Here is a 24,190-nt window from a genome sequence, read left to right on the forward strand (position 1 = left end):
TGGAGGTTCAGTGGGTGGTGCCGACGACGCCAAGATCGGTGAGGAGGTCGCGGCGGAGGGCTTCGTGGCCGGCTGCGTCTTTTGCCGTTCCGACGTCGGGCGCAACAGTGCGGACGGTGGCAACGCGGCCGCTGTCGAGGACAACGATCCGGTCCGCGAGGGCGATGGCCTCGTCCACGTCGTGCGTCACGAGCAGGACAGCCGGCCGGTGGGCGGCAACGAGGTCCCGGAGGAGTCCGTGCATCCTGATCCGGGTCAGCGCGTCCAGCGCGCCGAACGGTTCGTCTGCCAGGAGCAGCTGCGGCTCACGGACCAGCGAGCGGGCCAGCGCCACGCGCTGCTGTTCGCCGCCGGACAGCTCGTGCGGCCAGGACTTCTCGCGGCCGGCGAGCCCCACCTCGGCGAGGGCCTTGCGTGCCCGGGCCTCGGCGTCGTGCTCCCGCAGCCCCAGGGTGACGTTGCCCAGCACGCTGTCCCACGGCAGCAGCCGGGAGTCCTGGAAGACCACGGACACGCGCTCGGGGACCGTGATCACACCGCTGCCGCGCACGTCGTGGTCCAGCCCGGCGAGTGCCCGCAGCAGGGTGCTCTTGCCGCAGCCACTGGGACCGAGCAGGGCCACGAACTCGCCGGGGGCGATGTCCAGGTCCACGCCGTTCAGGACGCCTTTGGGGCCAAAGCTGCGGATCAGGCCGCGGACCGAAACTGCGTTGATTGTTCCGGGAGGGGCGACGGCGGAAGGGGCGACGGCGGTCAGCCCGCCAGTGTGCGCTGCCATGAGAGGGCCTTTCGTTCGAAGAAGCGGACGGCGCCGTCGGACAGCAGGCCGAGAAGGCCGTAGACGGCCAGTCCGAGGACGATGATGTTGGTTTGGCCATAGGTGCGGGCGAGCTCCATCATGTAGCCGATGCCGCTGGTGGCGTTGATCTGCTCCACCACCACCAGCGACACCCAGGCGCCCGTGACCGCGAAGCGCAGGCCCAGGAAGAAGCCGGGGAGGGCGCCGGGGAGGACCACCTTGCGGATGAAGGCGGCGCGGCCCAGGCCCACGGTCTGGGCGAGCTCCACGTAGCGCAGGTCGATCCCGCGCAGCCCGGCGTGGGTCTGCAGGTAGATCGGGACAAAGACACCGAGGGTGATGGTGAGGACCTTCATGGTCTCGTCGATTCCGAACCACAGGATGAGCAGCGGGATCAGGGCCAGGCCGGGGATGGCCCGCTTGATCTGCACCGGCCCGTCGATGAGCGCCTCACCCGCGCGGCTCAGGCCGGACAGCAGGGCCAGCAGGGCGCCCACGACGATGCCGAAGAAGAGCCCCAGGCCAGCCCGCTGGGCGGAGATGGCGAGGTTCTCCTGGAGCCGGCCGTCGGCGAGGAGTTCCCCGGCGGTGGCCACTACCGTCCAGGGCTCGGAGAGGATGCGCGGATCCAGCAGCCCGGTGGCCGAGGAGGCGGCCCACAACAACAGCAGCACCGAGGGGCCCAGCAGCCAAGCCAGCTGCCGCCGCTTTCCCGGTCCCAGCCGGCGGCCGGTGGGCCGCACGTCCTCGCGCGCGGCGAGCGCCGGGTCCAGGTGCGGTTCGACGGCGGGACGTTCCAGTACGGCGCTCATGCGGTGCCTCCCTTGCCCGCCGCGGCGAAGGCGGTGCCCGCGATGGCCTCGAAACGGGTGTCGTAGAGGTCGTCCGCTTTCAACTGCGGCTTCTTCTGTTCCTGGGCCAGCAGGTCGATGGTCTGCTGGTGGCGTCCGATGGCCTCGGTCCAGGACGTGGGAACGTCCCGCTTGCCCGCGGCGTCGATCAGGTACTGCCCGTCCTCGGCGGAAAGCCCCTGATCCTTGACGTAGTAGCCTTCCAGCCATTCCTTGGGGTGGTCCTCGATCCAGCGCTGCGCTTTGCCCCAGGCCTCAACGTACTTGGCCAGGGCGGCGGCCTTGGCGGGATCTGCCAGGACCTTGGCGGGGGAGTAGAGGTGTCCCGGATCATCCCGCAGGCCGTGCCGGAGGGTGGTGGCGCCGTCGGCCCTGTACTTGGCGAGGTAGCGCTTGATCTGCACCCCGCCCAGCGGCGCCGCATCCACCTGCTTGCCGGACAGCGCCGAAGAGTAGGCGTCACCGGTGCTGGGCAGCTCCACCAGCTTGACGTCCTCCTGCTTGAGCCCGGCCTTCTCAAGGATCCGCAGGACCAGGGCGCCCTGTGCCTGTCCGGGGCTGTACGCCACTTTTTTGCCGCGCAGGTCTTCCAGCCTGCTGATGCCGGCGCCGGGAGCGACGCCCAGTTCGTACAGTGGGTGGTTCACGGCGTCCTGGCGGTAGGCGCTCGCGATGATCCGCACGTCCAGGCCGGTCCAGGTTGCGTGGATGGGCGGAATGTCCGCCACGGAGCCGACGTCCAGGGCGTTGGCCCTGAAGGCCTCCGTGGTCTGCGGACCGCCCGAGATGTTGGCGAATTCCACGTTGATGCCGTCCAGGTCCTTGACCAGGCCGGACAGCTCAAGCGCCACGCGGATGCTGGGATCGCCCACCTTGATGGTGGTCCCTCCGGGGACTGAGGTGGCGAGCGGGGCAAACGACGCCTGGCTGGCCGGGTTGCCGGCTGTGGCGGTGCCGCCGCAGGCGGTCAGGAGGCCGACGGCGGGAATCGCCAGGAGTGCGCCCAGCGCCTTGCGGCGGGTGAACGGCCGGACGGAGGGCGGCCGGGGCGGGGAAAATGCGGGGAAGGTCATGGGATGCCTTTCGAAGGGTGGAGTGGCGGGTATCCGGGCGCGACGAATCGCCCGGTGACCGGGAAGACGAAACGGGATGTAGGAGTGTGCCGGCGTCGGACGAATGCGCCCGACGCGCCGGAACTCAGCGCTGGGGACCTGTGGAACTGCTGCCGAAGCTAGCGCCGGTGTGCTGCCATTCGGCGGGACGGAATCATTCGGAAGCTGCAACAGCACGGACCCCACGTGGCGGCGCTGTCCGCGCGGCTGGAGATGTCAGGCATCGGGTCCTCCTTCTCGTAGCAGGTGCTGTTTTTACGGGCCTGGCCGGTGCCGTTGAAACACCTAAGCACGCCTGGCGAGGCCTTGGCCAGCGGCCCGAAACGGAAGCTCAACAGGACGAAACGGCGCTACTTATTCCGCCATTCCCGGGTCAAAACGGGCAATGCGGCGCCATGATCCGCAATGCGGGTTAATGTGACTGGAAGGGTTGTGGGATGCGGTTGACGGGAGAAACACATGGATCGCCGGGTCCTCGCCGCGGCAGCCGCGGGAACATGCATCCTGCTGGCAGGCTGCACCGCCGCCCCGTCACCCGCGCCGGCAACCACGTCCCCTGCACCGGCGACCTCCTCCACGCCTCCATCCGCTCCGGCGTCCTCCGTCCCCGCAACTGATCCCGCGTCCGCAGCGGCAGCCGCCATCGCCGGCACGCCCCAGCCGGTGGCCACGGGCCTCAACGCTCCGTGGTCGGTGGTCTTCCGCGACGGGACGCCGCTGGTCAGCGAGCGGAACAGCGGGCAGGTCCTGGAACTTTCCCCTGAGGGCTCGGCGCGGTCCATCGGAACCGTCCAGGGTGTAGCTGCACGGGGAGAATCAGGGCTGTTGGGACTTGCCGTTGGCAGCCAGGGCGACCTGTACGTGTATTCGACGGCGGCGGACGGCAACCGGGTCCAACGTTTCCCGGTCAACGGCGAACCGGGCTCACTGTCGCTGGGGCAGCCGGACACGCTCCTCGAACGCATCCCGTCCGCGAGCATCCACGACGGCGGCCGGATCGCCTTCGGTCCCGACGGCATGCTCTACGTGACGGCCGGTGATGCGAGCCGGCGCGACAGCGCCCAGGACCGGGATTCGCTCGCCGGAAAGATCCTGCGGATGACTCCCGACGGCGGTGTCCCGGCGGACAACCCCTTCCCGGGATCGCTGGTCTACAGCTATGGGCACCGCAACCCGCAGGGCCTGGCGTGGGCGGACGACGGAACCATGTTCGCCACCGAGTTCGGCCAGAACACGTGGGACGAGCTGAACATCATCACGCCCGGCGCCAACTACGGCTGGCCAACGGTGGAGGGCATCGCGGGCAGGCCGGGCTTCGTGGACCCGGTGCAGCAGTGGCAGCCAGGAGCCGCAAGCCCCAGCGGCATGGCCCACGCGGGCGGAACACTGTTCCTGGCCAACCTGCGCGGACAGGTCCTGCGGTCCGTCCCCGTCTCCGACCCCGCCACATCCACGGAGCATTTCAGCCGCGAGTACGGCCGGATCCGGGACGTGGCGCTGGCCCCGGACGGCCGGCTGTGGTTCCTGACCAACAACACCGACGGCCGCGGCGATCCCCGCCCCGGGGACGACCGGATCCTAGCCGTCGACCTCGAAAGATGAGCAGGCGCTTCGTCAGCCCCGTGGGCCGGCCTGGGCCAGTTCCACGATGTTCTCGGTGGCGGCCCAGGAGGCGAGGAGCTTGAGGGCCTCATCGGAGGGGCTGCCGGGTGTGGCCGGGTAGACGGTCAGGGAATGCCCCGGGTCCTCCTCCAGCCCCAGCACCTGGTAGTTCAGTTCCAGGAGCCCCACCACGGGATGCTGGAAGAGTTTCGTTCCCGCGTAGTGGCGGCGGACGTTGTGCGCAGCCCAGCGCGTCCGGAACTCGTCGCTGCGCATGGACAGCTCCCCAATGAGTCCGGCAATCCCCTTGTCGTGCGGATTCCGGCCCGCCTCGCGCCGCAGGATGGCAACGTTCATGTTCGCTGCCCGCTCCCAGTCGATATAGAAGTTGTGGGCCCGGGGATCCAGGAAAATGAACCGCGAGTGGTTCGCGGGCCTGGCGGTGCTGCGGTACATGTCGGAGTACAGCGCGTAGCCCAGGGTGTTGGCGGCCACGATGTCCATCCGGTTGTTCCCGATGAATGCCGGCGCGCCGGTGATGGTGTCCAGCAGGAACTGCAGCTCCGGCCGGACCCCTGACGGCACCGGGGGCGCCGCCCGCTTGCGTCCCGATGTGTTGGCTGTCCGGGCGAGGTCGTAAAGATGGTCGTGCTCGGCTCGGTCCAGCTCCAGGGCGCGGGCGATGGCGTCAAGGACACTGTCCGAGACACCCGTGAGGTTTCCGCGCTCCAGCCGCGTGTAGTAGTCAACGCTGACGCCGGCAAGCCTGGCCACTTCTTCCCTGCGGAGCCCGGGGACGCGGCGGCGCCCGCCGTAGGGTTCAATTCCTGCCTGCTCCGGCGTGATGCGTCCACGGCGGGTGGACAGGAACTGTCGTACCTCGGCTCGGTTATCCATAAAGGACACGTTACGACGAATCGGGAAACCGTAAGGAGGGTCTGCCAAAACCCGTTTCAGCAGGGCCCTCGCTACGCCTGCGGGCGGCCGGTTTGATGGAGAAGACCCCTCAACCAGCAATCGGATGGAGCATCAAACCATGCTGCCTACTACCATGCGTGCGCCGGCGGCGAGCGCCGTTCCCGCGACGCTGGTGGCCACGGTCATCTTCCTGACGGCCGTGGCGCCGCTGGCAACGGACATGTATGTACCGGCCTTTCCCCGCGTTTCGGCGGAGTTCAGCACCACGGCGTCCGCCGTGCAGCTGACCCTGACCACGTTCTTCGCCGGGATGGGGCTGGGACAGCTGGTGGGCGGGCCGTTCAGCGACCAGCGCGGGCGGCGGTTGCCGCTGGTGGCCGGCACCCTCCTGATGACGGCGGCGTCGGTTGCGTGTGCCGTGTCGCCGGACGTCGGAATCCTGATGCTGGCCCGGTTCCTGCAGGGCTTTGGCGGCGGCTGGGCCATGGTCATCGGCCGCGCCGTCATTGTGGACCTGGCCCACGGTCCACAACTGGTCCGGGTACTCAACATAGTCATGGGAATTGGCGGTGTTGCGCCCATCATCAGCCCGCTGCTCGGTGCGGTCATCCTGCAGCTGACCGGGTGGCGGGTGACGTTCTGGACGCTCGCAGCCCTTGGCATCCTCATGACGCTCTGTGCCCTGTTCGTCGTTCCGGAATCGCTCCCGCCGGAGAAGCGCCACCCGGGCGGGCTGGCTGAATTCGGCCGCGCGGCCAAGTCCGTGCTCTCAAACCGCCGTTTTGTTGGCTACGTCATGGTGGCGTCGTCGGCCTTCATTGCCTTGTTCGCGTATGTGGCGACGTCCGCGTTCATCCTGCAGGGCATGAATGGCCTGTCTCCGGTCATGTATTCGATCGTGTTCGCCGCGAACGCCGGCGGCATGACCATCGCCGCCCTGCTGTCTGCCCGCCTGGCAGGCCGTGTGTCGACGAGGAAAGTCATCTTTGCGGGCCAGCTCCTCGCCCTTGCCGCGGGGGTGGCCATGCTGGCCGGGGCGCTGTGGTGGGCCACTCCGCTGCTGGTGGCCATGGGCAGCTTCTTTGCCCTCATGGTGGCCCAGGGCCTGATCAACACCAACGGCGGCGCCCTCGCCTCGGCGGAGGTACCCGGGCACCCGGGGACCAGTTCGGCGGTCCTGGGGCTCGTGCAGTGGACCACCGCCGGAATTGTGGCGCCCCTAGCGGGCCTGGGCGGCGAGGACACAGCCGTTCCCATGGCGCTGCTGATGATTGGCGGGGCACTGCTTTCCATGGCGGGGCTCCTTGTCCTGGCCCGCCCGCACAACCGCCAAGGGTAGGACTGCCAGAACCAGTTACAACAGGGCCACCTCTACGGGCCTCGGAACCCGGTGTGACGGCATTGCACGCCTGTAGCATTTCAATATCCCCCAAACAGACCTCAGGAGACCCATGACCACCGTCAAGGCTTACGCATCCCCGTCCTCGACTGAGGACCTCATTCCCACCACCATCGAACGCCGCGAAGTCGGCCCCAACGACGTCCTGATCGAGATCAAGTTCGCCGGCATCTGCCACTCGGACATCCACACGGTCCGCGGCGACTGGGGCCCGCAGCAGTACCCGCTGGTTCCCGGCCATGAGATCGCGGGCGTCGTCACCCAGGTAGGGCCCGCCGTCACCCGGCACGCCGTGGGCGACCGCGTCGGCGTCGGCTGCATGGTCAACTCCTGCAAGGAGTGCGCCAACTGCCTGAAGGGCGAGGAGCAGTACTGCCTCAAGGGCAACGTCGGCACCTATGGGGCCGTGGACCGCGACGGCACCGTCACCCAGGGCGGCTACTCCACCCACGTCGTGGTGACCGAAGACTTCGTGGTCCGGATTCCCGAGGGAATCGAACTCGACGCCGCCGCGCCGCTGCTCTGCGCCGGCATCACCACCTACTCGCCGCTGCGCCACTGGGGTGCGGGACCCGGCAAGAAGGTTGCCGTCGTCGGGCTCGGCGGGCTCGGCCACATGGCCGTCAAGCTTGCCCACGCGATGGGCGCCGAAGTGACGGTGCTGTCCCAGTCGCTCAAGAAGCAGGAGGACGGCCTCAAGCTGGGCGCCGACCACTACTACGCCACCAGCGATGAGAACACCTTCGCCGACCTGGCCGGCAGCTTCGACCTGATCATCAACACCGTCAGCGCCTCGATCGACATCAGCTCCTACCTGCAGCTGCTCACCCTCGACGGCGCGCTGGTGAACGTCGGCGCCCCCGCGGAGCCGCTCCCGGTCAACGCGTTCGCGCTCATCATGGGCCGCCGCTCCTTTGCCGGTTCCATGATCGGCGGCATCCGCGAAACGCAGGAGATGCTGGACTTCTGCGCCGAGCACGGCCTCGGCGCGGAGATCGAGGTCATCCCCGCGGAGAAGATCAACGAGGCCTACGAGCGCGTCCTCGCCTCGGACGTCCGCTACCGCTTCGTGATCGACACCGCCACCCTCTAACAGCACAACGCGTCCGACGGCGGCCGGTCCCGGAAAGGGGCCGGCCGCCGTGGTGCGTGCGGGAGCCTTCTCCTGCAATCCCCTGCCGGGGACGCAACGAATAACCGGCATGAACTACTACACCCCGGCGGCGCAGGACCGGGCCCGGGACGCCGCATCCGATGCCATCGAGAAAGTGCTCAACGGCATGTCCGAACCGTTGAGCAGGCACGCCCTGAACGCCCGCTGGAAAAGGGCGTGCGAAGCCATGGACAGATACCTGGAAGCGCAGGACACGGGCGAGGAATAGGCCCGCTCCGGTCAGGGCCGCAGGACTGCGAGGATTCTTGCCGCGGGGCCTTCGACCGTGTGCCTAAAACCCGTTCCCGCCCACAGGCTCATGGAATCCGGATCCCCGGCAGCAGCGGCCGCGGCGCGCAGGGGAGCGGTGAGGTGGTGGATCTCCGGATAACCGTAAGGGGCCTCGCCGTCATGCCGGCGCATGAATTCGTTATACAGCCCGCGGGCGTTCCGCCCCGAGAAGGAGCGGGTGACCGAGGTGGTGGTGAAGCGCCCGGAGGCCAGGGCCGTCCGGTGGGCTGCCTTGGTGCCGGCCTCGTCGGCGCGCAGGAAGGCTGTTCCGGCCTGGACCGCCACAGCTCCGCGGGCGAGTGCGGCCCGGGCGTCGTCTCCCGTGGCGATTCCGCCGGCCGCTATCAGTGGCACCTGGAGATCCGCCAACTCCTCAAGCAGGCCGTGCAGGGATTCATCCTCAGGCCGCCTGGCGGTGTCAAAGGTGCCGCGGTGTCCGCCGGCTTCGGGCCCTTGGACGCAGAGTGCATCAATGCCTGCATCAACTGCCCGGAGTGCCTCAGGCCGTGAGGTCACTGTGCCGATGACGCAGACGCCCCGCTCCTGCAGGGCGGCGACCACGGCTGGGTCCGGAAGATCGAAAGTGAAGGAGACGACGGCGGGCGCCTCCTCCAGCAGGACGTCCAACTTGGCGTCCCAATCGTCGTCGTCGTGACGCGGATCGCCGGGGGCGGCGCCCAGGCGTTCCGCCTCCGGCGCCAGGGACAGTGCGTACCGGTCCAGTGCCTGGGGACTGATCATCGAGGGCTGCGGGACGAACACGTTGACGCCGAAGGGCCCGTCGGTCAGCTGACGGGTGGTCCCGATCTCCGCCTTCACGGCTGCGGCGGTTTTGTAGCCTGCCGCAAGGAAGCCAAGTCCTCCTGCCGTACTTACCGCCGCGGCCAGTTCCGGGGTGGACGGCCCGCCTGCCATCGGCGCCTGGACCACGGGCAACAGCAGGGAAGCGACACTGAAACGGGGTGTGCTGGGGATGGAGGAATCCAAGATGTCAGGCCGCTTTCTGGCTGGGGAGTTCAGTACAGGAAAATGCTGATCCACTCGCGGTTGTGCGCGTGGACCAGCACCAGGAACAGGACGAAGTCGAACAGCAGGTGGACGCTCACAATGTAGGACAGCGACTTGGTGACCGTGAACAGCCGGGCCTGCAGCAGGGCAAACGGGAAGATGAAGAAGGGTGCCCAGGCGTGGAAGCCCAGTTCCCAGAGGAAGGACGTGAACAGCACCGCCTGCAGCAGGTTTGCCTGCCAGTCCGGGAGGTGCCGGCGCAGCAGGGTGAACGCGGTGCAGATGAAGAAGAGCTCGTCCCAGATGCCCAGCACGTTCGTCCCCAGGAAGAGCCGGATAATGCCGTCCGGGTCGCTCACTGCGGGCCAGTTGTTGTAGACGCCGGTGCTGATCATGTACACGGGCATCAGGGCATAGCCGATCACCAGGACAGCCGGCAGGTACCATTTTTCGGCGCGCGTCCACGGCGTTCCGGTCCTGATCGGGAACCGGATGGCGTGGTCCCTGGTGACGAACCTCGAGACAGAATAGGGGATGCCGACGGCCAGGACCATGGCCGTTCCCATCACCGCCATGTGCTCGGTGCTGATGTCCGTGGTGATGGGGACCAGGCTCATGGCCGTCAGTCCAACTCCGATCAGGGCAAGGTCAACCAGGAGGCGGCGGCTGATGAAGGCTGCCACGGCCAGCGCGGTGGCCAAAAGCAGGAATCCGGAAAGGCGGTCCTGCCATGCGAAGAGCAGGAAGCCCGATGCCGACACAAGGGCCGCCGGGAGCAAGGAAAGTGACGCCGCGGCCGGCTGTCCAGCGGCCGCCACGGCGGTGTCGGCTTGCGCTTGTGGTTGCTGCCTCATGGTTACCTTTGTTGCTCGGGCGGCGCTCCGGCCTGGATGCCACACAGTCTACTTGCCGCCCACCAGAGCAGGGAAAGGCCAGCGTCAACCCCTCGCCGGGCGGGCGGTTAACGCAAGCGGACGACGGCGGGAGGTCCCGGCGTCGTCCGCTTGCGCTTTGGTGTGGCCGCCTAGGCGGAGGCCAGCGCCTTGCCCTCGCCGCGCAGGCTCAGGGTGAAGGTGTTGGGGCCGCTGCAGGTGACGGCGACGCGGCAGGTGGTGGTGTTGTGCCGCGCGGAAAGGTCGCTGACCGCGGAATCAAGGGTGTGGTGGAGCGTGGACCGGTCCCAGATTTTGAGGGTCACGGAGTCATTGGCATCGAACGTCATTATTCAACTTCCATTTCTTGCGGTTGGCGGCCTGGAATCTTCATTGCCCGGGCCGTGTCCTCGTCTATGAGGACGGACTGCAGGTGGGAAAGCGCATTCCCGTACTTCAATAGTGGCGGCTGCCGAAAGGGTTGGCAACCGAATCCGGGCCGATGTGACCAAGCACACCGGCCGCCGGCGGGCTGCGGTCTTCTTTGGGTGCGGCCCGGCCGACATCTTCCATAGTGCCCAGCCGGCAGCACCGCCCTCAACATTGTTGCCAGTGAATCTCATCACGTCCGGCGGCGCAGGCCGCTGCCCGCGCCGGGGTGTTAGGCGTCGAAGTAGGTCTTGATTTCCTTCTCGCCGGAGATGGAGGCGATGACCGCCGCCGCCACCTCGCGGAGCTTGATGTTGCGCGTGCTGGAGGCCTTGGTGAGGATTTCGAACGCCGTCTCCCGGCTGCACCGGTTCTCGGCCATGACGGCTCCGACGGCCATGTCGATGATGGTGCGCGACTGCAGGGCGGTGGAGAGGTCGGCTTTCGCCTCGCTGAGTTGTGTGATGCGAAGGACCAGCCTCAGTGATCCGGCTGCCTGGCGGGCGAAGGATTCCACGGTGGAGATGCCTTCAGCTGAAAAACCGTGGCTGCGGTTGGAGTAGAGGTTCAGGACGGCCTCTGCATCGCCGGCCAAATCCAGCGGCACGGCAAGGATGGAGGCAACGCCCTGCGCCTGGGCCACTTTCACGTACGGCGCCCAACGGTGCTCGCCGGCCAGGTCGGGGACCAGCAGCGGACTTTTCGTGCGAAGGGCAGTAAGGCACGGGCCTTCACCGAATCCGTTCTGCAGTTCGTCCAGGGCCCGCGCTTCGGCGTCGCTGCTTGCCACGGCCTTGGGCCTTTTGCGGCGGATCACGGTGACGCCGGCGTGGACCGTGCTGCCTGGCGTGGACAGCCGGTCAGCGGCAACCACGGCAAGGTCGGTGAGGAAGCCGGCGATGTCCTGGCTGTCCAGGACCAGTTCCTGCAGCCTCGTGTCCATACCGGGGGTTTCGTGGCTTCCCGTGCCGGAGCTGCCGGTGAAGTGTTCCGGGTTTGTCATGGCGGCTCCTCCTCGTCCATCATCTCCATCATTGCTGTGTCAATCAGGTGTACTTGCGCGGCCGGTATGTCCAGGGCGTCGTGGAGGTAGGCGTCAAGCGACACTTCATCGAGGTCGCCGCCGATGCCGTAATAGTAAATCCAGAGCTTTTCCAAGGGCAGGTCTGTGGTCCGGTAACGCCGGGCAGCCCCCTTGCGTTCCTGGGCTGCCCGATCCGGCAGTTCGGGCCCGTCGGCCCCGAAGGGATACATCCCTACACTCGGTCATTGGGGAGTGCAGGGAGCTCGGCTCCTCGCACGATGTTCTGGGCGATCACGTGGATTTTGCGGTTGCTGGATTTCGCCGCCAGGCGGAGGATCTCCAGGGCGCCATCCCGCCCGCCCCTGTGCTGGAGCATGATGAGGGACACGGCCGCATCCACAGTTGCCCTGGATTTGAGGGCCGCCCTGAGGTGCTCAGGGTGGACGTCCGCCCCATGAAGGCGCAGCGCGATGCGGAGGACCCTGGACATGGATGCTGCATGCTGCTCCAGGAGGACCACGGTGCCCTCATTGAATGCACTGGTCGTCCCTGCATAGCAGTTAAGGCTCGCCCGTGATGACGCGTCTGTGGAAATGGGGACAGCAAGGACGGACCGGACGCCCTCCTGGGCTGCCGCCTCGGCATAGGCGCTCCAGCGCTCGTCGCCCGCCAGGTCCGGAACCCACACCAGGCGCTGGTGCCGGGCTGCGGTGAGGCAGGGGCCCTCGCCAAACGAATACTGGGTTTCATCCAGCCGCCGGCCCTCTTCGCTGCTGCTGGCGACCGTTGACAATCCGCCGTCGCGCTCAACTGTGATGGTGCACGTGACTTGACCGTCGGCACCCGCCATGGATGCGGAAAGGGTGGCCAGTCCCAGGAGGAATTCAGGGAAACCCGGACTTTCGAGCAGCAGGTCCTGCATCTGGTCTGAAGCGGTGAGCGTGCTTTCCTTGGCCATCAGGCCTCGATCCCTGGGTGCACCAGAAGCCCGTCCTCTGGCTGGCGGCCGCTGCTCTCTACGCTGGCTGGCCCGAGTATTCAACCTCCGGAGCGTTTCTATTCCGAAGATCTCCTACTACTGACATTACGCCCCTGCGGGAGCTATTGATACGCGGCGGCCGATGGGGCTACTCGTCCCGGTCCGGTTGCCGGCTGGTGCTGTCTTCGGTGCCTGGCTGTTCCTCGCCTGCCGAATCGGGAACGCCGGAAGCGGGGCCGCTGTCGAAGTCGTCAGAGTAGGGCGCCCGTGGCCGCGGGAGATCGTCAATCAGTTCGTTTGCCGCCAGCGCCAACAGGTCGCGCTGGACCGGGGGCAGGGAAAGGAGCCCCTGAAGATAGGCTTCCACTTCATATTCCCCTGCGTCTCCCGACAGGCTGAAGTATTTCAGCCACAGCTCTGACACCGGGATATCCGCTGCCTTCATGGCTGCCCGGAGCCGGCGCCGCTGTTCCGGTTCGTTGGGATCAAAGCCCATTTGCAGGTCCTAGGCTCCGGGAGGCAGCGTCCCGGCGAGGACGCGTTCGCTGACGTGCTGCAATGCTGTGTTCTCGCTGCGGGCCAATTTCATCAGCTGCTGCAGGGCAGCTTCATTGGTCAGGCCGGATCGCTCCATCAGCACTCCGCAGGCGCGGTTCACCAGGTCCCGCGTGTAGAGGGATGCCTGCAGGCCCTCGGTCATTCGGTGCGGGGCCTCGCTGGCCTGGATGTGGGCAAGCAACGTGGCCGCGGGGGCCGCGAAGAGCTGGAGCAGGGCCGCGCTGGATGCGTCATAGACGCCGGGGGCGGCGGCGTACAACTTCAATGCGCCGAGGGATTCACGGCCGGCGATCAGGGGAGCGCTGACCACTGACGCTATGGGCAGCCCCCTGACGGCTTTCCGCCACTCGGGCCATCGGGACTCACCTTCCAGGTCCCTGACCAGCACGGGTTCCTCTGCCGCCCACGCGGTCAGGCAGGGTCCTTCCCCGCACTCGTACTGGATGGCATCCGCCTGGCTCACAATCCCGTCCGTATAGCCGCTGCTGGTGCGGCGCCCGCGGGCGTCCATGAGCGAGACGCCGGCCCCTATGGTGCCGGCAACCGACTCCTTGGCGGCCTGGGCCAGGAGCCGGACAGCCGTAGTGGCCTTTTCCTCCGTCAGCAGCAGCCCTTGAATCCGAGCAACGACAGTGCTGAGCTCGTCAAGGGGAAGTCGCTGCGCCATACTCTCAGCATAGAGCCAAGCCCCGGAGGTCTTCCCTTCCCGTATCAGGCATGTCCCGTGGCCGGGCGAGCCCCACCTTCAGCTGTGGTCCGCGCAGCCTGGGGTTTCCGAGGGGAGGGCAGGCGGAATGCCCGCTGCCCGACAGCAGGCGGGACAGTAAGATGGGCCCATGTCGAGTTCACCGGATAGAGAACAGATAGAAGAGCTTCAGAGCATCCTGGTGGGCGCAGAAAACGTTGTTGAGTTCCTCACCGGACTCGCCGGCCTGGCTGCAGCATCTGTCTCTGACGTTGCGGGGGACCACGTTGAATGTGCAGTCACCCTCAAACTGCGGCGAAAGCCCACTACCGTGGCCGGCAGCAGCCAGCGCGCAGTCGAACTGGACCAGGTTGAGCAGGCCGTGGGGGACGGCCCCTGCATCAAGGCGCTGCGGGAGATGTCCCCGGTGATCGTGGACGATGTTGCCACGGACTCCCGGTGGCCGGAGCTGACCCGACAGCTGGCGGAAGCAAACGTCCGCAGTTCCCTGGGCGTGCCGCTGGAGATCAGCGACGAGGCCAGCGTTGCCTTGAATTTCTTTGCGTCGAAGCCGGGCATGTTCACGGCCAATGTCTACGAAAAGGCCCTGGGCTTCGCTGCAGCGGCGCACAACACGCTCCACCTCTCGGTCCGCCTCGATACTGCGCAAAGCCGGGCGGACAACCTGGAAGCGGCCATGCAAAGCAGGACCGCGATCAATCTGGCTTGCGGAGTCATCATGGCCCAGAACCGGTGTTCCCAGGCAGAAGCGATGGACATCCTCACCAAAGTCTCCAGCAACCGCAACAGGAAGCTGCGGGACGTCGCAGCGGAACTCATTGAACAACTAAGCGGCGACAGCGTCCAGACGCACTTCGACGCCTAAGGGCTGCCCGCAGCCTGCCGTCCCGCTACTCAGGCCGCACGCAGGACGGAGACGCTGCAGCCTGTTCCGGACCTGCGGACGTCCCAGCAGGTGCCCCTGCCCAGCACCTCAAAGCCGTCATTCTCCGGTGCCGCCAGGACCAGGGCGGTGTCCTCATCGATCGCTACAGCCCTGCCCACCAGGCCTCCGGCCACGGCACCCACGGCCCGGCTGAGCGTGCCCGCCTGGGCCGCATGCACATCCACGGCGAACGGGGCCAGGCCCAGTCCGTCCCGGATCTCGACTTCCGCCAGGCCCTCCGAGCATTCCCCGCCGCAGACTTCGATGCCGTGAATCAGATGACCCCCTATCAGTGCCCTGCGGGGCGCCACCATGGCCCCCGCGGAAAAGCCGAGGTACGGCGTACCGGCGCCAACCACCCGTGAGATGGCGGCCGCCGCGGCGCTGAGCCCATCCCAGTAGGCCGGCGTCAGCCCGCCGCCCACCACCACGCCGTGGACGCCGTCGAATACGGCCGGATCCGCCGGATACGCCGAACTGAGCAGGACCGGCACCAGCTCAACCGGTGCGCGGGCGAGGAGTGGTTCCGCGTACTCCGGCAGGGCTTCCTCAGGGTTCCCGCTGCGGTGGTGTAGCGCCAGGGCAATCCGGACGGGACCTTCCCCGCCGCTGTGTTCCCGGACGTCACGGACGAAGCGGTCGAACAACTCGGGGAAGGCTGCAGGGTCGGGACCGGCGCCCGCCAGGAGGATGCTCATGGCCTTCAAGATACCCGGATGCAGGGGCTTTGCGGTGCAAAGTGAATGGGGTCCCGGCTTCCATTGACACCGGGGTCCCGCGGGGTTATCGTACAACCAAATGGTTGTAGATCAGCTCAGTGATGCGGACGTCGATCGCCTGTTCCAGGCGCTGGCGGACGCCACCCGGCGGGACATTGTCCGCCGCGTAACAGCCGGGGAGTATTCCGTCTCCGGCCTTGCTGCCCTCTACGACATGAGCTTCGCCGCCGTCCAGAAGCATGTGGCGGTGCTGGAGCGCGCGTCCCTGGTCACCAAGGAAAAGCGCGGAAGGGAGCAGATTGTGCGGGGTAACCATGAAGGCCTGCAAAAAGCCCGGCGGCTGCTCGATGAGTACGAGGCGATCTGGCGGCAGCGCGTCGACCGGATCGCGGACATTCTGGCTGAAGGATAGGAAGGTTGCGCAATGCCTGTTATCAGTTCCACTAAGAATCTCGAGGCCCTCAGCCTCACGCTCGTGGCGGAGTTCGACGCCGGCGTCGAGCGCGTCTGGCAGATCTGGGAAGACCCGCGCCAGCTGGAGCGCTGGTGGGGTCCGCCCAACTATCCGGCCACGTTTGACCGGTTCGACTTCCAGCCCGGCGGGAAGGCCGGGTATTACATGACCACCCCGGAAGGCGAGAAGCCCCGAGGCTGGTGGAAATTCAGGACCATCGAGCCGCCGCGGAAGCTCGAATTCGATGACGGCTTCGCTGACGAAACCGGAGCGCCCTTGGATGCCATGGGCAGTGCCCATGCCGCTGTTGACCTGGAGGACATCGGCGGCCGCACCCGCATGACCATCATGTCTATCTTCGATTCCGAAGAACAGATGGAAGAGATGGTCAAGATGGGCATGGAGGAGGGCATGAAGGAGGCTTTGGGCCAGATCGACGCGATCCTGGCCGAGCATGCCAACGCCGGCTAAGCCTCGCGGCACTCGGGAGAGCGTACGACGGCGGGACGTTCCGGCGTCGTCCGCTTTCCTTTGTCCACGGGCTGGCTGCGCCCGGCAGGCGTTGAACAGGGCGAAAAGCTTCTGAATACTGGAAGGAAGCAGCATTCCCAGGCGAGGCGGTGGCAGCGGTGAGCGGCGGTGCGAAGGATATCCGGAGGCGCCTGGAACGCGCCGCTGAGGTCCGGTCCTACCGCGGAGCCGGAATCAGCGCCGAGGAAGAAGCCGCGCTCGACGCCCTCGAAGCGCAGGAACGCGAGAAGCGCAAGAAAGTGAGCGACGCCGCCCGGGCGGAATACCTGGTCCGCGATGCCATGGCCCAGGGCAAATTCGACAACCTCAAATACGCGGGCAAACCGATTCCGGGGCTGGGGGAGCGGTACGATCCCGACTGGTGGGTCAAAGGGCTCATCCAGCGGGAGAACCTCAGCGGGCTCGGCCCCGCCGCGATCCTGCTCCGTACCGAGGATGCGGAGCTTGATGCCCGGCTGGATGCCCAGTACACCGAGCAGCAGGTACGGGACATCCTGCAGGACTTCAACCGGCGGGTCATCGATGCCCGGCGCCAGCTCCAGGGTGGCCCGCCGGTGGTCACCAAGACCCGTGACGTGGACGAAGCGGTGGCGCGGTGGCGCGAACGCCGTGCCGCCCGTCCCGTAGAGGCGCCGCCGGAACCGGAACCGCGGCACTCGTGGTGGCAGCGGCTGTGGAAGGGGACCGGCTAGCGGCTTGCTTCTTCCCGGTCCGCCGCGCCGCCGCTGCCGGGCACAGCATGGCGCATTCCGGACGGCGGGAGGCGCCGTCGTCGTAATTCCCACGCGAATAGCCCGGTGCTTACGGCCGCGGGCTCGGCGAGGGGCTCGGGCCAATCATCGATGGCGGAGGAGGCGGGAACGGGCCGGCGGGATAGAGCGGCACCACGTTAAGCATGTAGTAGGCCCATTGGGGTCCGGCGATCATGTAGCCGTCAAGGCGGGGGTAGAAGGTTCCGTTGATGGTGACGTTCTGCCCGGCTCGCTTCTGCCCCTCAAGTGCGTCACCGAAGAAGGACGCGGTGGCCAGGCCGGTGGTGTAGCCGACGATCCACGTGGACCCGTTGGTGTTCGAGGTGCCCGTCTTGGCCGCCACAGGGAACTTGTCATGGGTTTTGGGGTTGATCCAGACGCCCGAGCCCTTCTTAAGCACGTCCTGCAACACACTGTTGACGCCGCGGGCCACGTCCGGCTTCACTGCGTCCCGGCACTCGACCGTTTGGGCAGGCAGGTTACCGCCGGTTGCGTCCTTGACGTCCGCCAGCGCAATCGGTGTGCAATAGCGGCCGTCGTTGGCAAAAGTGGCAAAGGCATTGGCCAAATGAAGGGGAGCAACTCCGATCGCGCCCAGGAGGTTGCCCAGCTGGTGCATGTTGATCGGGGTCCCGTCGAGTCCGCTGTGGAGGCCCACAGCGTCCACCATCTTCTGGATGCCACAGAAATCCAGCTGTGCGGCTGTCGCAAACGTGGCAGTGTTGATCGAGTTGTAGAGCCCGTAATTGATGGGCATCTTCCGGTAGAAGCCCTCCTCGGCGTTCTGCAAGTCATCAGCGGCGCCCAGCTCCGGGTTATTCTGGGCGGTGCTGTAGGCGCCCAGCACCTTTCCGCAACTGGACCTCCAAGGGAATCCCAGCGGATACACGCGCCGGGACGCGTCCACTTCCGCTGTCAGCGACTTGCCCTCGTTGAGCCACTCGGCAAAGGTGAACGGCTTCATGGTGGACCCGGGCTGGAAACCGCCGGCTCCGTTCAGGTCGTTCCCCTGCGGATCCTTGGCGTCCACGTTGAAGTTCAGTTGCGTGTCGAACTTCCCCGGTTCGGGAAGGAACACGGTGTTCTGGGCCATGGCCAGGATCTTGCCGGTACCGGGCTGTACCGTCAACAGTGCCGCACCCCACCGGTCCGGATTGGGCCCGGCCGTACCGTCCACCTGCGCCTGGGCGGCAGCCTGGAGCCTGCTGTCCAGGGTAGTGACGATGGTGAGGCCCCCACGGTACAGCTTCCTCTGCCGTTCCATCAGGCTCGCCCCGTAGGCAGGGTTGTTCAGGATGAGATGCGAGATGTAGTCGCAGAAATAGGGCGCCATCGAGGCGTTGGCGCAACCTTGCCGCTCCGGACTGATTTTAAGTTCAATGGGCGTAGCCACGGCTTCGTCGTGCTGGGCCTGGGTGATCATGCCTTGGCGGAGCATCTCCGAGAGCACCTGGTTCCGGCGGACAATCGACTTGTCAGGGTTGACCGCCGGGTTGTAGAACGTCGGGCTGTTGACCAGTCCGGCCAGCAGGGCTGCCTGCGGAAGGCTGAGGTCCTTGGCGGTGGTGCTGAAGAAGTAGTGCGAGGCTGCCTCGATGCCGTAGGCGTCGCTGTTGAAGAACACAATGTTCAGGTATCCCTCGAGGATCTGCTCCTTGGTGAACTTCTTCTCCAGCGCAATGGCCAGTTTCATCTCGCGCAGCTTGTCGCCGACGTTCTTTTGCCCGCTCAGGATCACTTCATCCGGCCTGTCCTGCGAGAGGCGGGCCTCATTTATCACGTTGGTGACATATTGCTGCGTGATGGTGGAGGCGCCCTGCTGGCTGCCTTTGGTCAGGTTCGATACCAAGGCCCGCACGATCCCTTGGGGATCAATGCCGGCATGCTCGTAGAACCTGCTGTCCTCAATTGCGACGATGGCACCCCTGATATAGGGCGACATCTGGTCCAGGGGGATCCTGACGCGGTTCTCCGCATAGAAGATGGCGATCGGCTGGCCGTCGGAGGTGAGGACCTTGGTGGATTGCGACGGCGGCTGGACTGTCAGTTCTTCCGGCAGGCTGTCGAAAAAGCCAATGGAGTTGCTGACGCCGAGGCCAGCGGCCGCCACGGCCGGAACCACCAGGCTGGCGGCCAGGACGCCGCACAGGGCACTCGTTGCCAGGAACCCGAGGAACCTTCCCAAGGCAAGGCTGAAACCGCGCCCGCGCTTCCTCTTCGTCGCCATTCTTCAGCCCTCAAGCCTAGGGGGTGCCAAAAGACTACGCCGGTGGGAGGGGGGGGATCCACACCTCGGAGATCAGGATTTGGTCACACTTGAACCCTTGACCGGTCGATAGATAGCGACATATCGTTAACTATCGCTGATAAATCCAGCGAAGACTACGGAAGCAAGAGGAGGATGGCATGTTAGGCATTCCTGAAGGAAGGTTTCCAGGGCCGGAATTCGGCAGAGGACGGTTTGAGCGCGGGCTGGGCCGGAGGGGGCCGCACGGGCACCGGGGTGGCGGGTTTGGCCCCGGCTTTGGACCAGGCTTCGGACCGGGATTCGGGCCGGGATTTGGCCCTGGCTTCGGTCCGGGGCTGGGCCGAAGCCCGCGAAGGGCCAGCAGGGGCGATGTCCGTGCCGCCATCCTCTCGCTCCTGGCGGAAGCGCCCTCGAACGGTTACGGATTGATCAAGACGATCGCCGAAAAGACGGGGGGAGCGTGGCGGCCCAGCCCCGGGTCCATTTATCCAACCCTTCAGCAACTCGTTGACGAGGACTTGATCTCAGCGCTCAGTGAGGGCCGCGGGACGGAGTTCACCCTAACCGACGCGGGCCGGGCCTACGTTGCCGAGCATGCAGAGGAGATGGAAAACGCCTGGAACGCCGGGCAGGACAGTCCGGATCGGGACTTCCACCAGAGCATCGGGAAGCTGATGGGCGCCATTCACCAGTTCCGCAGCGGGGTTACCGAGGAACAGCGCGCCGCCGCTATGGAAAAGATGGATGAGACCCGCCGGGCGCTGTACAAGATCCTGGCTGACTGATCAGGCGAAAGAGTCTTCCTTGCGGTGCTGTGCAGCCGCGCCGGACTCCGCGTCGGCGGACATGCCAGCGGCGGACACTGCGGCAGGGAAAGGGGATGCGGTGTGCGGCAGCGGATTGAAGCCCGCTCCTATCTCCCCGAACGCATAGGCGCTCTCGGCATGTTCGGCCAGGTCCACACCCGCAGTTTCCGCCTCGTGGCTGACCCGGAAGCCGATGGCCTTGTTGATGGCACGGCCAATGACAAGGGTTCCGACGCCGGAAAGCAGCAGGGTGATCACGACGGCCGCGGTCTGCGCGATGAGCTGCTGGACGCCGCCGCCGTAGAAGAGGCCGCCGCCAAGGCCGTCTGCCGGGAGGGCGATGAAGCCCAGCGCGAGGGTTCCGATGAGCCCGGCGCCGAGGTGGACGCCCACCACGTCCAGGGAGTCATCCAGGCCGAACCGGTACTTGAGGTCCACGAAGACCGCGCAGGCAGCTCCCGCCACCAGGCCCAGGCCCACGGCAGCCAGCGGGCTGATGTTGGCGCAGGACGGCGTGATGGCCACAAGCCCGGCCACCACGCCGGACGCCGCGCCGAGGGAGGTGGGGTGGCCGTGGCGGAGCTTCTCCGTCACCAGCCAGCTCAGCATGGCCGCGGCGGGAGCAACCAGCGTGTTCACCCAGATGAGGCCGGCCTGTTCCGCCGTTGTTGCGGCGCCGCCGTTGAAGCCGAACCAGCCAAACCACAGGATGGCGGCGCCCAGCATGATGAAGGGGACGTTGTGCGGGCGGTGGTTGGGGTCTTTCGCGAACCCGTGGCGCTGTCCCACGATCAGGGCCAGGACCAAGGCGGCCGTTCCGGAGCTGATCTCCACCACGGCGCCGCCGGCGAAGTCGATGACCTGGCCGAACACGGCGGTGACTGCGCCGCCGGAGCTCATCAGCCCGCCGCCCCACACCATGTAGGCGAGCGGGCAGTACACAACTGTGATCCATACGGGGACGAACAGGGCCCAGGCGCCGAACTTGGCGCGGTCCGCAATGGCGCCACTGATCAGGGCAACAGTGATGATGGCGAAGGTGGCGCTGTATCCGGCCTTGATCAGGTCGGGGGAACCCATGAGGTTCTGCAGGCCGAAGTTGGCGAACGGGTTGCCGAAGAGGCCCAGCACGCCGTCGCCCGTTGTCATGGAGTAGCCCCACAGGACCCAGACAACCCCGACGATCCCGGCGGAGATGAAGCTCATCATGATCATGTTCAGCGCGGCCTTGGCCCGCGTCATGCCGCCATAGAAAAGGCCAAGCCCGGGCGTCATCAGCAGTACCATCGCGGCTGAAATCATCAGCCAGACATGTTGGGCAGAAATCTCCACCTGCGGGTCCCTTCGCGTTGCGCCTCGAAGCGGGGCACTCTTCCAGGCCCTCGCATTTCCCCCGCAGTCCATCTTTCGCGTTTTGTGTTTCGGGAAATGCGCCTCAAAGTTGCGTCCGCGTTACAGAAACGGCCGGTGTGTGAAGTCCCCGTGTCCGTAATGTTTCGGCTGTGTAAACAGCCGCCATCCCGAAGGGGGCGGGGCCGCCGCGTTTTGCTCCGCAGGCCGCGCGCTAAAAGGGCGGGCCGGATGCTGAAGGTGAGAAGCGCCGTCGCACGCTGGACATGGGGAGATTACGGCGCGGTGAACGGAAGCTCACCGCACCGGCGCGCTGAAAAGCCCCGCTTAGAACTGACGGGCGTTGGCCAACACCGGAAGCTTGCTGCGCACATCGTCCACCAGGGACGGGTCGATATCGACGACGGCGAGTTCCGGCTTTCCGCCCAGGGTTGCCACGGCGGTGCCGAAGGGAGTGATTACGGCGCTGTGGCCGATGCCCGTGGGGGCTGTGCCTGCAGGGCCGGCGCCCATGGTTTCGGGATCGCCCTGGCCGCAGGCAACCACGAAGGTGGTGCTGTCCAAGGCCCGTGCCCGCACCAGGAGGTCCCACTGCTCCGCCTTGCCCTCGCCGGCGCCCCACGACGCGCACACGATGTTGACCTGTGCTCCCCGGCGGGCGTTGGCGGTGAAAAGGGCGGGAAAGCGGACGTCGTAGCAGGTGGCAAGTCCGAACACCGTGCCATTAAGTTCAAAGGTCACCGGAGCCTGGCCCGCGTCCACTGTCCTGGATTCGGCGAAACCGAAGGCGTCGAAGAGGTGCACCTTGTCGTATGAAGTGTCCAGCCCGGGGCCGGTGACCAGGAGGGTGTTGCGGACCCGGCCGTCCTTGCCGGGGGTGAACATCCCGGCCACGATCGCTATGCCCAGTTCCCTGGAAATGGCCCGGACTTCCCCGGCCCACGGGCCGTCCAGCGGTTCAGCGACATCTCGGAGGGAATGGCCAAAGGCGCGCATGGCGGCCTCGGGGAACACCACCAGCTCGGCGCCGGCGGCCTTGGCCTGTGCAGCGTAGTCCCGGATCAGCTCCAGGTTGGCTGCGGGGTCAGCGCTGCTGATGATCTGCGCGACTGCAAGGCGCATGGAACTCCAATCTCTTCACGGCGGGGAGCGGCACGGGTGCAACGATGCCGTGCAGCTACTGCTTGTAGCCCTCGACTTCGTTGACCGGACGGACTTCGGCGTCATCGGGGTCCTCGCCGGAACCGGCTTTGGCCCTGCGCTGGCGCAACAGGTCCCAGCATTGGTCCAGGCTTTCTTCCACCTGCTTCAGCCGCGCCTTGTCCGGCATCTGGCCGTCTCCGGAGGCCTCGCGAAGGGAGTGTTCCTCTTCCACAAGGGACCGGATGCGCGTGAGGAGATCTTCATCGTTCATGTCTACCCCTTAGGCCGGAACGGTTTTCCCCCAGCGTACGCCTGTACCATCGGAATCATGCCCACTGTGCTTGATATGGCAGGTCCAATCCTCGAGATGCTCACCTGGTTGTGCCTGCCCGCAGGGCTCGGATTGCTCTTCTATACCGGGTTCCTCCGCCGCTTCGTTCATCCCTGGGCAGTAGCCGAAGCCGTGGTGTATTCCGACACCACAGGGGTGGGCTTTCGGTGGTTCGACCGCAAATACCAGGTGCACCACGCGCCCATGTCGCCCCATGACATCAGGGACCTGGCGGTGGGCGACACCCTCCCCATCTACTATCACCCCAAGCGCCCCACCCAGTGGCAGACCACGGCGCCGGAAGAAGCAGGGAGGACAGCCTCCGTGCTGGGCCGCTGCCTAACCGCCATCGGCGCTGTGGCCTTGCTTGCCGGCTTTGTCCTGCCGATGTTCTAGGGGTCCTGCGCCGCAGCTTCAGCCGGCAAGGACAACGCCAATGCCCAGGCAGCCCAAGGCGACCCCTGCGAAAGCCGTCCAAAGCACCGCGGTGATGTCGGCGTCGAGCCTTTCCCTGGAGAGTCCCCGGGACCGGACACGGTACCGGCGGCGTTGGGTCAGGTAGATGGCCAGCGCTGCGGCGGATGAGACGGCGAACAGCATCAGGATGGGGAGCCCGTGCTGCGGGAGCCAGCGCAGGAAGATGGCGCTGACCGTCACCAGGGCCAGCATGGTCCGGCCCCAGGCGAGCGAGGTCCGCTCCGGCTGCAGGCCCGGGTCGCCATGGCCGCCGGCGGTGCGGGACGCCGGCACCTGGTCAGCGCCAGAGGACAAAGATGAGGACGACGGCGGCCGCCAGCGCGCCTGCCCCGGCCAGCAGCGGGACAACGAGCGGCAGCGGAAGCGGCGCGTTGTTCCGCATGCTGCGCTCCACCCGAAGCCACCGCACGGCTGATCCCGCACTCAGCAGCATTCCCAGCAGGAGCAGCAGCACCGCCAAACCCTTGCGGACCGGTTCCAGGAAGAGGCCGGCGGTGAATGCCTCGATGGCGATCCCTCCGGCCAGCAGTGCGAGCGACGTGCGGATCCATGCAAGGAAGGTGCGTTCGTTGGCGAGGGTGAACCGCGGGTCAGGTTCTTCTCCGCCCGGCAACAGGCGCTCGGCGATCTTCCCGCGCGACGGCGGGACGGAAGCGCTGGCGGGCTGGTCGCTGTTGGTCACGCTGCCAGTCTAGCCACGCCGCCGGGCTTCACTGGGCGGCAGCACGGAATAGGCCCAGGGCAGTCCGGACC

The 24,190-nt window shown here is 66.6% G+C and carries 29 protein-coding genes; 10 read left to right on the forward strand and 19 right to left on the reverse strand.

The genetic code is table 11. The features are described from left to right. Positions 1–7 precede the first annotated feature (7 nt). Genes ACQ3DC_RS18515 through ACQ3DC_RS18525 form a run of 3 tightly spaced genes read right to left on the reverse strand, consistent with a single transcriptional unit; the run spans position 8 to position 2,723 of the window. The gene (locus ACQ3DC_RS18515) at positions 8–778 is read right to left on the reverse strand and encodes an ABC transporter ATP-binding protein (RefSeq protein WP_430752912.1); all 771 of its coding nucleotides are present in this window, start codon (positions 776–778) and stop codon (positions 8–10) included. Next, complete coding sequence (locus tag ACQ3DC_RS18520) at positions 754–1,611, reverse strand: ABC transporter permease (RefSeq protein WP_321214450.1); 858 nt, start codon at positions 1,609–1,611, stop codon at positions 754–756. Before ACQ3DC_RS18520 ends, ACQ3DC_RS18515 begins: the two co-directional genes overlap by 25 nt. After that, complete coding sequence (locus tag ACQ3DC_RS18525) at positions 1,608–2,723, reverse strand: ABC transporter substrate-binding protein (protein WP_430752913.1); 1,116 nt, start codon at positions 2,721–2,723, stop codon at positions 1,608–1,610. Before ACQ3DC_RS18525 ends, ACQ3DC_RS18520 begins: the two co-directional genes overlap by 4 nt. Positions 2,724–3,221: 498 nt before the next feature. On the opposite strand from ACQ3DC_RS18525, the gene ACQ3DC_RS18530 reads away from it, so the two are divergent. Beyond that, positions 3,222–4,364 carry a PQQ-dependent sugar dehydrogenase gene (locus ACQ3DC_RS18530; RefSeq protein ID WP_430752914.1) on the forward strand — a complete coding sequence of 381 codons (1,143 nt, stop codon included), beginning with the start codon at positions 3,222–3,224 and terminating at the stop codon, positions 4,362–4,364. Positions 4,365–4,376: 12 nt separating this feature from the next. On the opposite strand, the gene ACQ3DC_RS18535 is transcribed toward ACQ3DC_RS18530, so the two are convergent. Beyond that, a complete protein-coding gene (locus tag ACQ3DC_RS18535; protein ID WP_430752915.1) occupies positions 4,377–5,261 on the reverse strand; it encodes a helix-turn-helix transcriptional regulator in 885 nt (294 codons plus the stop codon). Between the two features lie 139 nt (positions 5,262–5,400). Between ACQ3DC_RS18535 and ACQ3DC_RS18540 the strand changes: the two genes are divergently transcribed. The 3 genes from ACQ3DC_RS18540 to ACQ3DC_RS18550 all read left to right on the forward strand — a co-directional run bounded on the left by ACQ3DC_RS18540 (position 5,401) and on the right by ACQ3DC_RS18550 (position 8,063). Further along, positions 5,401–6,621, forward strand: a complete 1,221-nt coding sequence (locus ACQ3DC_RS18540; protein WP_430752916.1) for a multidrug effflux MFS transporter — start codon at positions 5,401–5,403, stop codon at positions 6,619–6,621. Positions 6,622–6,733: 112 nt separating this feature from the next. Beyond that, on the forward strand, positions 6,734–7,774 hold the full coding sequence (locus ACQ3DC_RS18545) for an NAD(P)-dependent alcohol dehydrogenase (protein WP_157240969.1): 1,041 nt from the start codon (positions 6,734–6,736) through the stop codon (positions 7,772–7,774). A 109-nt stretch (positions 7,775–7,883) separates the two neighbouring features. Further along, positions 7,884–8,063 carry a hypothetical protein gene (locus ACQ3DC_RS18550; RefSeq protein WP_157240971.1) on the forward strand — a complete coding sequence of 60 codons (180 nt, stop codon included), beginning with the start codon at positions 7,884–7,886 and terminating at the stop codon, positions 8,061–8,063. A gap of 11 nt (positions 8,064–8,074) precedes the next feature. Here ACQ3DC_RS18550 and ACQ3DC_RS18555 read toward each other — a convergent pair whose 3' ends face one another. The 8 genes from ACQ3DC_RS18555 to ACQ3DC_RS18590 form a co-directional block, all read right to left on the reverse strand. Beyond that, complete coding sequence (locus ACQ3DC_RS18555; RefSeq protein ID WP_430752917.1) at positions 8,075–9,112, reverse strand: nitronate monooxygenase; 1,038 nt, start codon at positions 9,110–9,112, stop codon at positions 8,075–8,077. 29 nt (positions 9,113–9,141) lie between these two features. After that, complete coding sequence (locus ACQ3DC_RS18560) at positions 9,142–9,987, reverse strand: CPBP family glutamic-type intramembrane protease (protein WP_430752918.1); 846 nt, start codon at positions 9,985–9,987, stop codon at positions 9,142–9,144. A gap of 170 nt (positions 9,988–10,157) precedes the next feature. After that, positions 10,158–10,355, reverse strand: a complete 198-nt coding sequence (locus ACQ3DC_RS18565) for a hypothetical protein (protein WP_157240975.1) — start codon at positions 10,353–10,355, stop codon at positions 10,158–10,160. A 311-nt stretch (positions 10,356–10,666) separates the two neighbouring features. Next, positions 10,667–11,437 (reverse strand): GAF and ANTAR domain-containing protein, encoded by a 771-nt coding sequence (locus tag ACQ3DC_RS18570; protein ID WP_430752919.1) that lies wholly within the window; start codon positions 11,435–11,437, stop codon positions 10,667–10,669. Next, positions 11,434–11,688, reverse strand: a complete 255-nt coding sequence (locus ACQ3DC_RS18575; protein WP_157240979.1) for a hypothetical protein — start codon at positions 11,686–11,688, stop codon at positions 11,434–11,436. The genes ACQ3DC_RS18570 and ACQ3DC_RS18575 overlap by 4 nt, the downstream gene beginning before the upstream one ends. Positions 11,689–11,690: 2 nt before the next feature. Beyond that, a complete protein-coding gene (locus ACQ3DC_RS18580; protein ID WP_430752920.1) occupies positions 11,691–12,416 on the reverse strand; it encodes a GAF and ANTAR domain-containing protein in 726 nt (241 codons plus the stop codon). 169 nt (positions 12,417–12,585) lie between these two features. Then, a complete protein-coding gene (locus ACQ3DC_RS18585) occupies positions 12,586–12,933 on the reverse strand; it encodes a hypothetical protein (protein WP_421093800.1) in 348 nt (115 codons plus the stop codon). 9 nt (positions 12,934–12,942) lie between these two features. Beyond that, complete coding sequence (locus ACQ3DC_RS18590; protein WP_321214442.1) at positions 12,943–13,662, reverse strand: GAF and ANTAR domain-containing protein; 720 nt, start codon at positions 13,660–13,662, stop codon at positions 12,943–12,945. A gap of 169 nt (positions 13,663–13,831) precedes the next feature. Here ACQ3DC_RS18590 and ACQ3DC_RS18595 point away from each other — a divergent pair, with 169 nt between their 5' ends. Continuing rightward, the gene (locus ACQ3DC_RS18595; RefSeq protein WP_321214441.1) at positions 13,832–14,566 is read left to right on the forward strand and encodes a GAF and ANTAR domain-containing protein; all 735 of its coding nucleotides are present in this window, start codon (positions 13,832–13,834) and stop codon (positions 14,564–14,566) included. Positions 14,567–14,595: 29 nt separating this feature from the next. On the opposite strand, the gene ACQ3DC_RS18600 is transcribed toward ACQ3DC_RS18595, so the two are convergent. Then, a complete protein-coding gene (locus ACQ3DC_RS18600; RefSeq protein WP_430752921.1) occupies positions 14,596–15,324 on the reverse strand; it encodes a hypothetical protein in 729 nt (242 codons plus the stop codon). A 100-nt stretch (positions 15,325–15,424) separates the two neighbouring features. On the opposite strand from ACQ3DC_RS18600, the gene ACQ3DC_RS18605 reads away from it, so the two are divergent. From ACQ3DC_RS18605 to ACQ3DC_RS18615, 3 genes are all read left to right on the forward strand, one after another. Further along, positions 15,425–15,757, forward strand: coding sequence for an ArsR/SmtB family transcription factor (locus ACQ3DC_RS18605; RefSeq protein ID WP_321214439.1), 333 nt, complete (start codon positions 15,425–15,427; stop codon positions 15,755–15,757). Positions 15,758–15,769: 12 nt separating this feature from the next. Beyond that, positions 15,770–16,270, forward strand: a complete 501-nt coding sequence (locus ACQ3DC_RS18610) for an SRPBCC family protein (RefSeq protein WP_157240993.1) — start codon at positions 15,770–15,772, stop codon at positions 16,268–16,270. A 158-nt stretch (positions 16,271–16,428) separates the two neighbouring features. After that, positions 16,429–17,022 (forward strand): DUF1992 domain-containing protein, encoded by a 594-nt coding sequence (locus ACQ3DC_RS18615; RefSeq protein ID WP_421093806.1) that lies wholly within the window; start codon positions 16,429–16,431, stop codon positions 17,020–17,022. 109 nt (positions 17,023–17,131) lie between these two features. Here ACQ3DC_RS18615 and ACQ3DC_RS18620 read toward each other — a convergent pair whose 3' ends face one another. After that, complete coding sequence (locus ACQ3DC_RS18620; protein WP_430752922.1) at positions 17,132–19,309, reverse strand: transglycosylase domain-containing protein; 2,178 nt, start codon at positions 19,307–19,309, stop codon at positions 17,132–17,134. Between the two features lie 179 nt (positions 19,310–19,488). Here ACQ3DC_RS18620 and ACQ3DC_RS18625 point away from each other — a divergent pair, with 179 nt between their 5' ends. After that, on the forward strand, positions 19,489–20,115 hold the full coding sequence (locus ACQ3DC_RS18625) for a PadR family transcriptional regulator (RefSeq protein ID WP_430752923.1): 627 nt from the start codon (positions 19,489–19,491) through the stop codon (positions 20,113–20,115). Here ACQ3DC_RS18625 and ACQ3DC_RS18630 read toward each other — a convergent pair whose 3' ends face one another. The 3 genes from ACQ3DC_RS18630 to ACQ3DC_RS18640 form a co-directional block, all read right to left on the reverse strand. Next, positions 20,116–21,468 (reverse strand): ammonium transporter, encoded by a 1,353-nt coding sequence (locus ACQ3DC_RS18630; RefSeq protein ID WP_421093796.1) that lies wholly within the window; start codon positions 21,466–21,468, stop codon positions 20,116–20,118. Positions 21,469–21,813: 345 nt separating this feature from the next. Further along, positions 21,814–22,608: a carbon-nitrogen hydrolase family protein gene (locus ACQ3DC_RS18635; protein ID WP_421093795.1), complete on the reverse strand. Its 795-nt coding sequence runs from the start codon at positions 22,606–22,608 to the stop codon at positions 21,814–21,816. A gap of 55 nt (positions 22,609–22,663) precedes the next feature. After that, on the reverse strand, positions 22,664–22,900 hold the full coding sequence (locus ACQ3DC_RS18640) for a DUF2630 family protein (RefSeq protein WP_104999083.1): 237 nt from the start codon (positions 22,898–22,900) through the stop codon (positions 22,664–22,666). Positions 22,901–22,957: 57 nt separating this feature from the next. Between ACQ3DC_RS18640 and ACQ3DC_RS18645 the strand changes: the two genes are divergently transcribed. Beyond that, positions 22,958–23,356, forward strand: a complete 399-nt coding sequence (locus ACQ3DC_RS18645) for a hypothetical protein (RefSeq protein ID WP_157241000.1) — start codon at positions 22,958–22,960, stop codon at positions 23,354–23,356. A gap of 18 nt (positions 23,357–23,374) precedes the next feature. Here ACQ3DC_RS18645 and ACQ3DC_RS18650 read toward each other — a convergent pair whose 3' ends face one another. Both ACQ3DC_RS18650 and ACQ3DC_RS18655 read right to left on the reverse strand, forming a co-directional pair. Next, the gene (locus tag ACQ3DC_RS18650; protein ID WP_430752924.1) at positions 23,375–23,731 is read right to left on the reverse strand and encodes a DUF202 domain-containing protein; all 357 of its coding nucleotides are present in this window, start codon (positions 23,729–23,731) and stop codon (positions 23,375–23,377) included. Next, positions 23,715–24,119: a YidH family protein gene (locus tag ACQ3DC_RS18655; RefSeq protein ID WP_321214433.1), complete on the reverse strand. Its 405-nt coding sequence runs from the start codon at positions 24,117–24,119 to the stop codon at positions 23,715–23,717. The genes ACQ3DC_RS18650 and ACQ3DC_RS18655 overlap by 17 nt, the downstream gene beginning before the upstream one ends. Positions 24,120–24,190: the final 71 nt, after the last annotated feature.

The organism is Paenarthrobacter sp. NEAU-H11 (assembly GCF_050573415.1).
Lineage (GTDB): Bacteria > Actinomycetota > Actinomycetes > Actinomycetales > Micrococcaceae > Arthrobacter.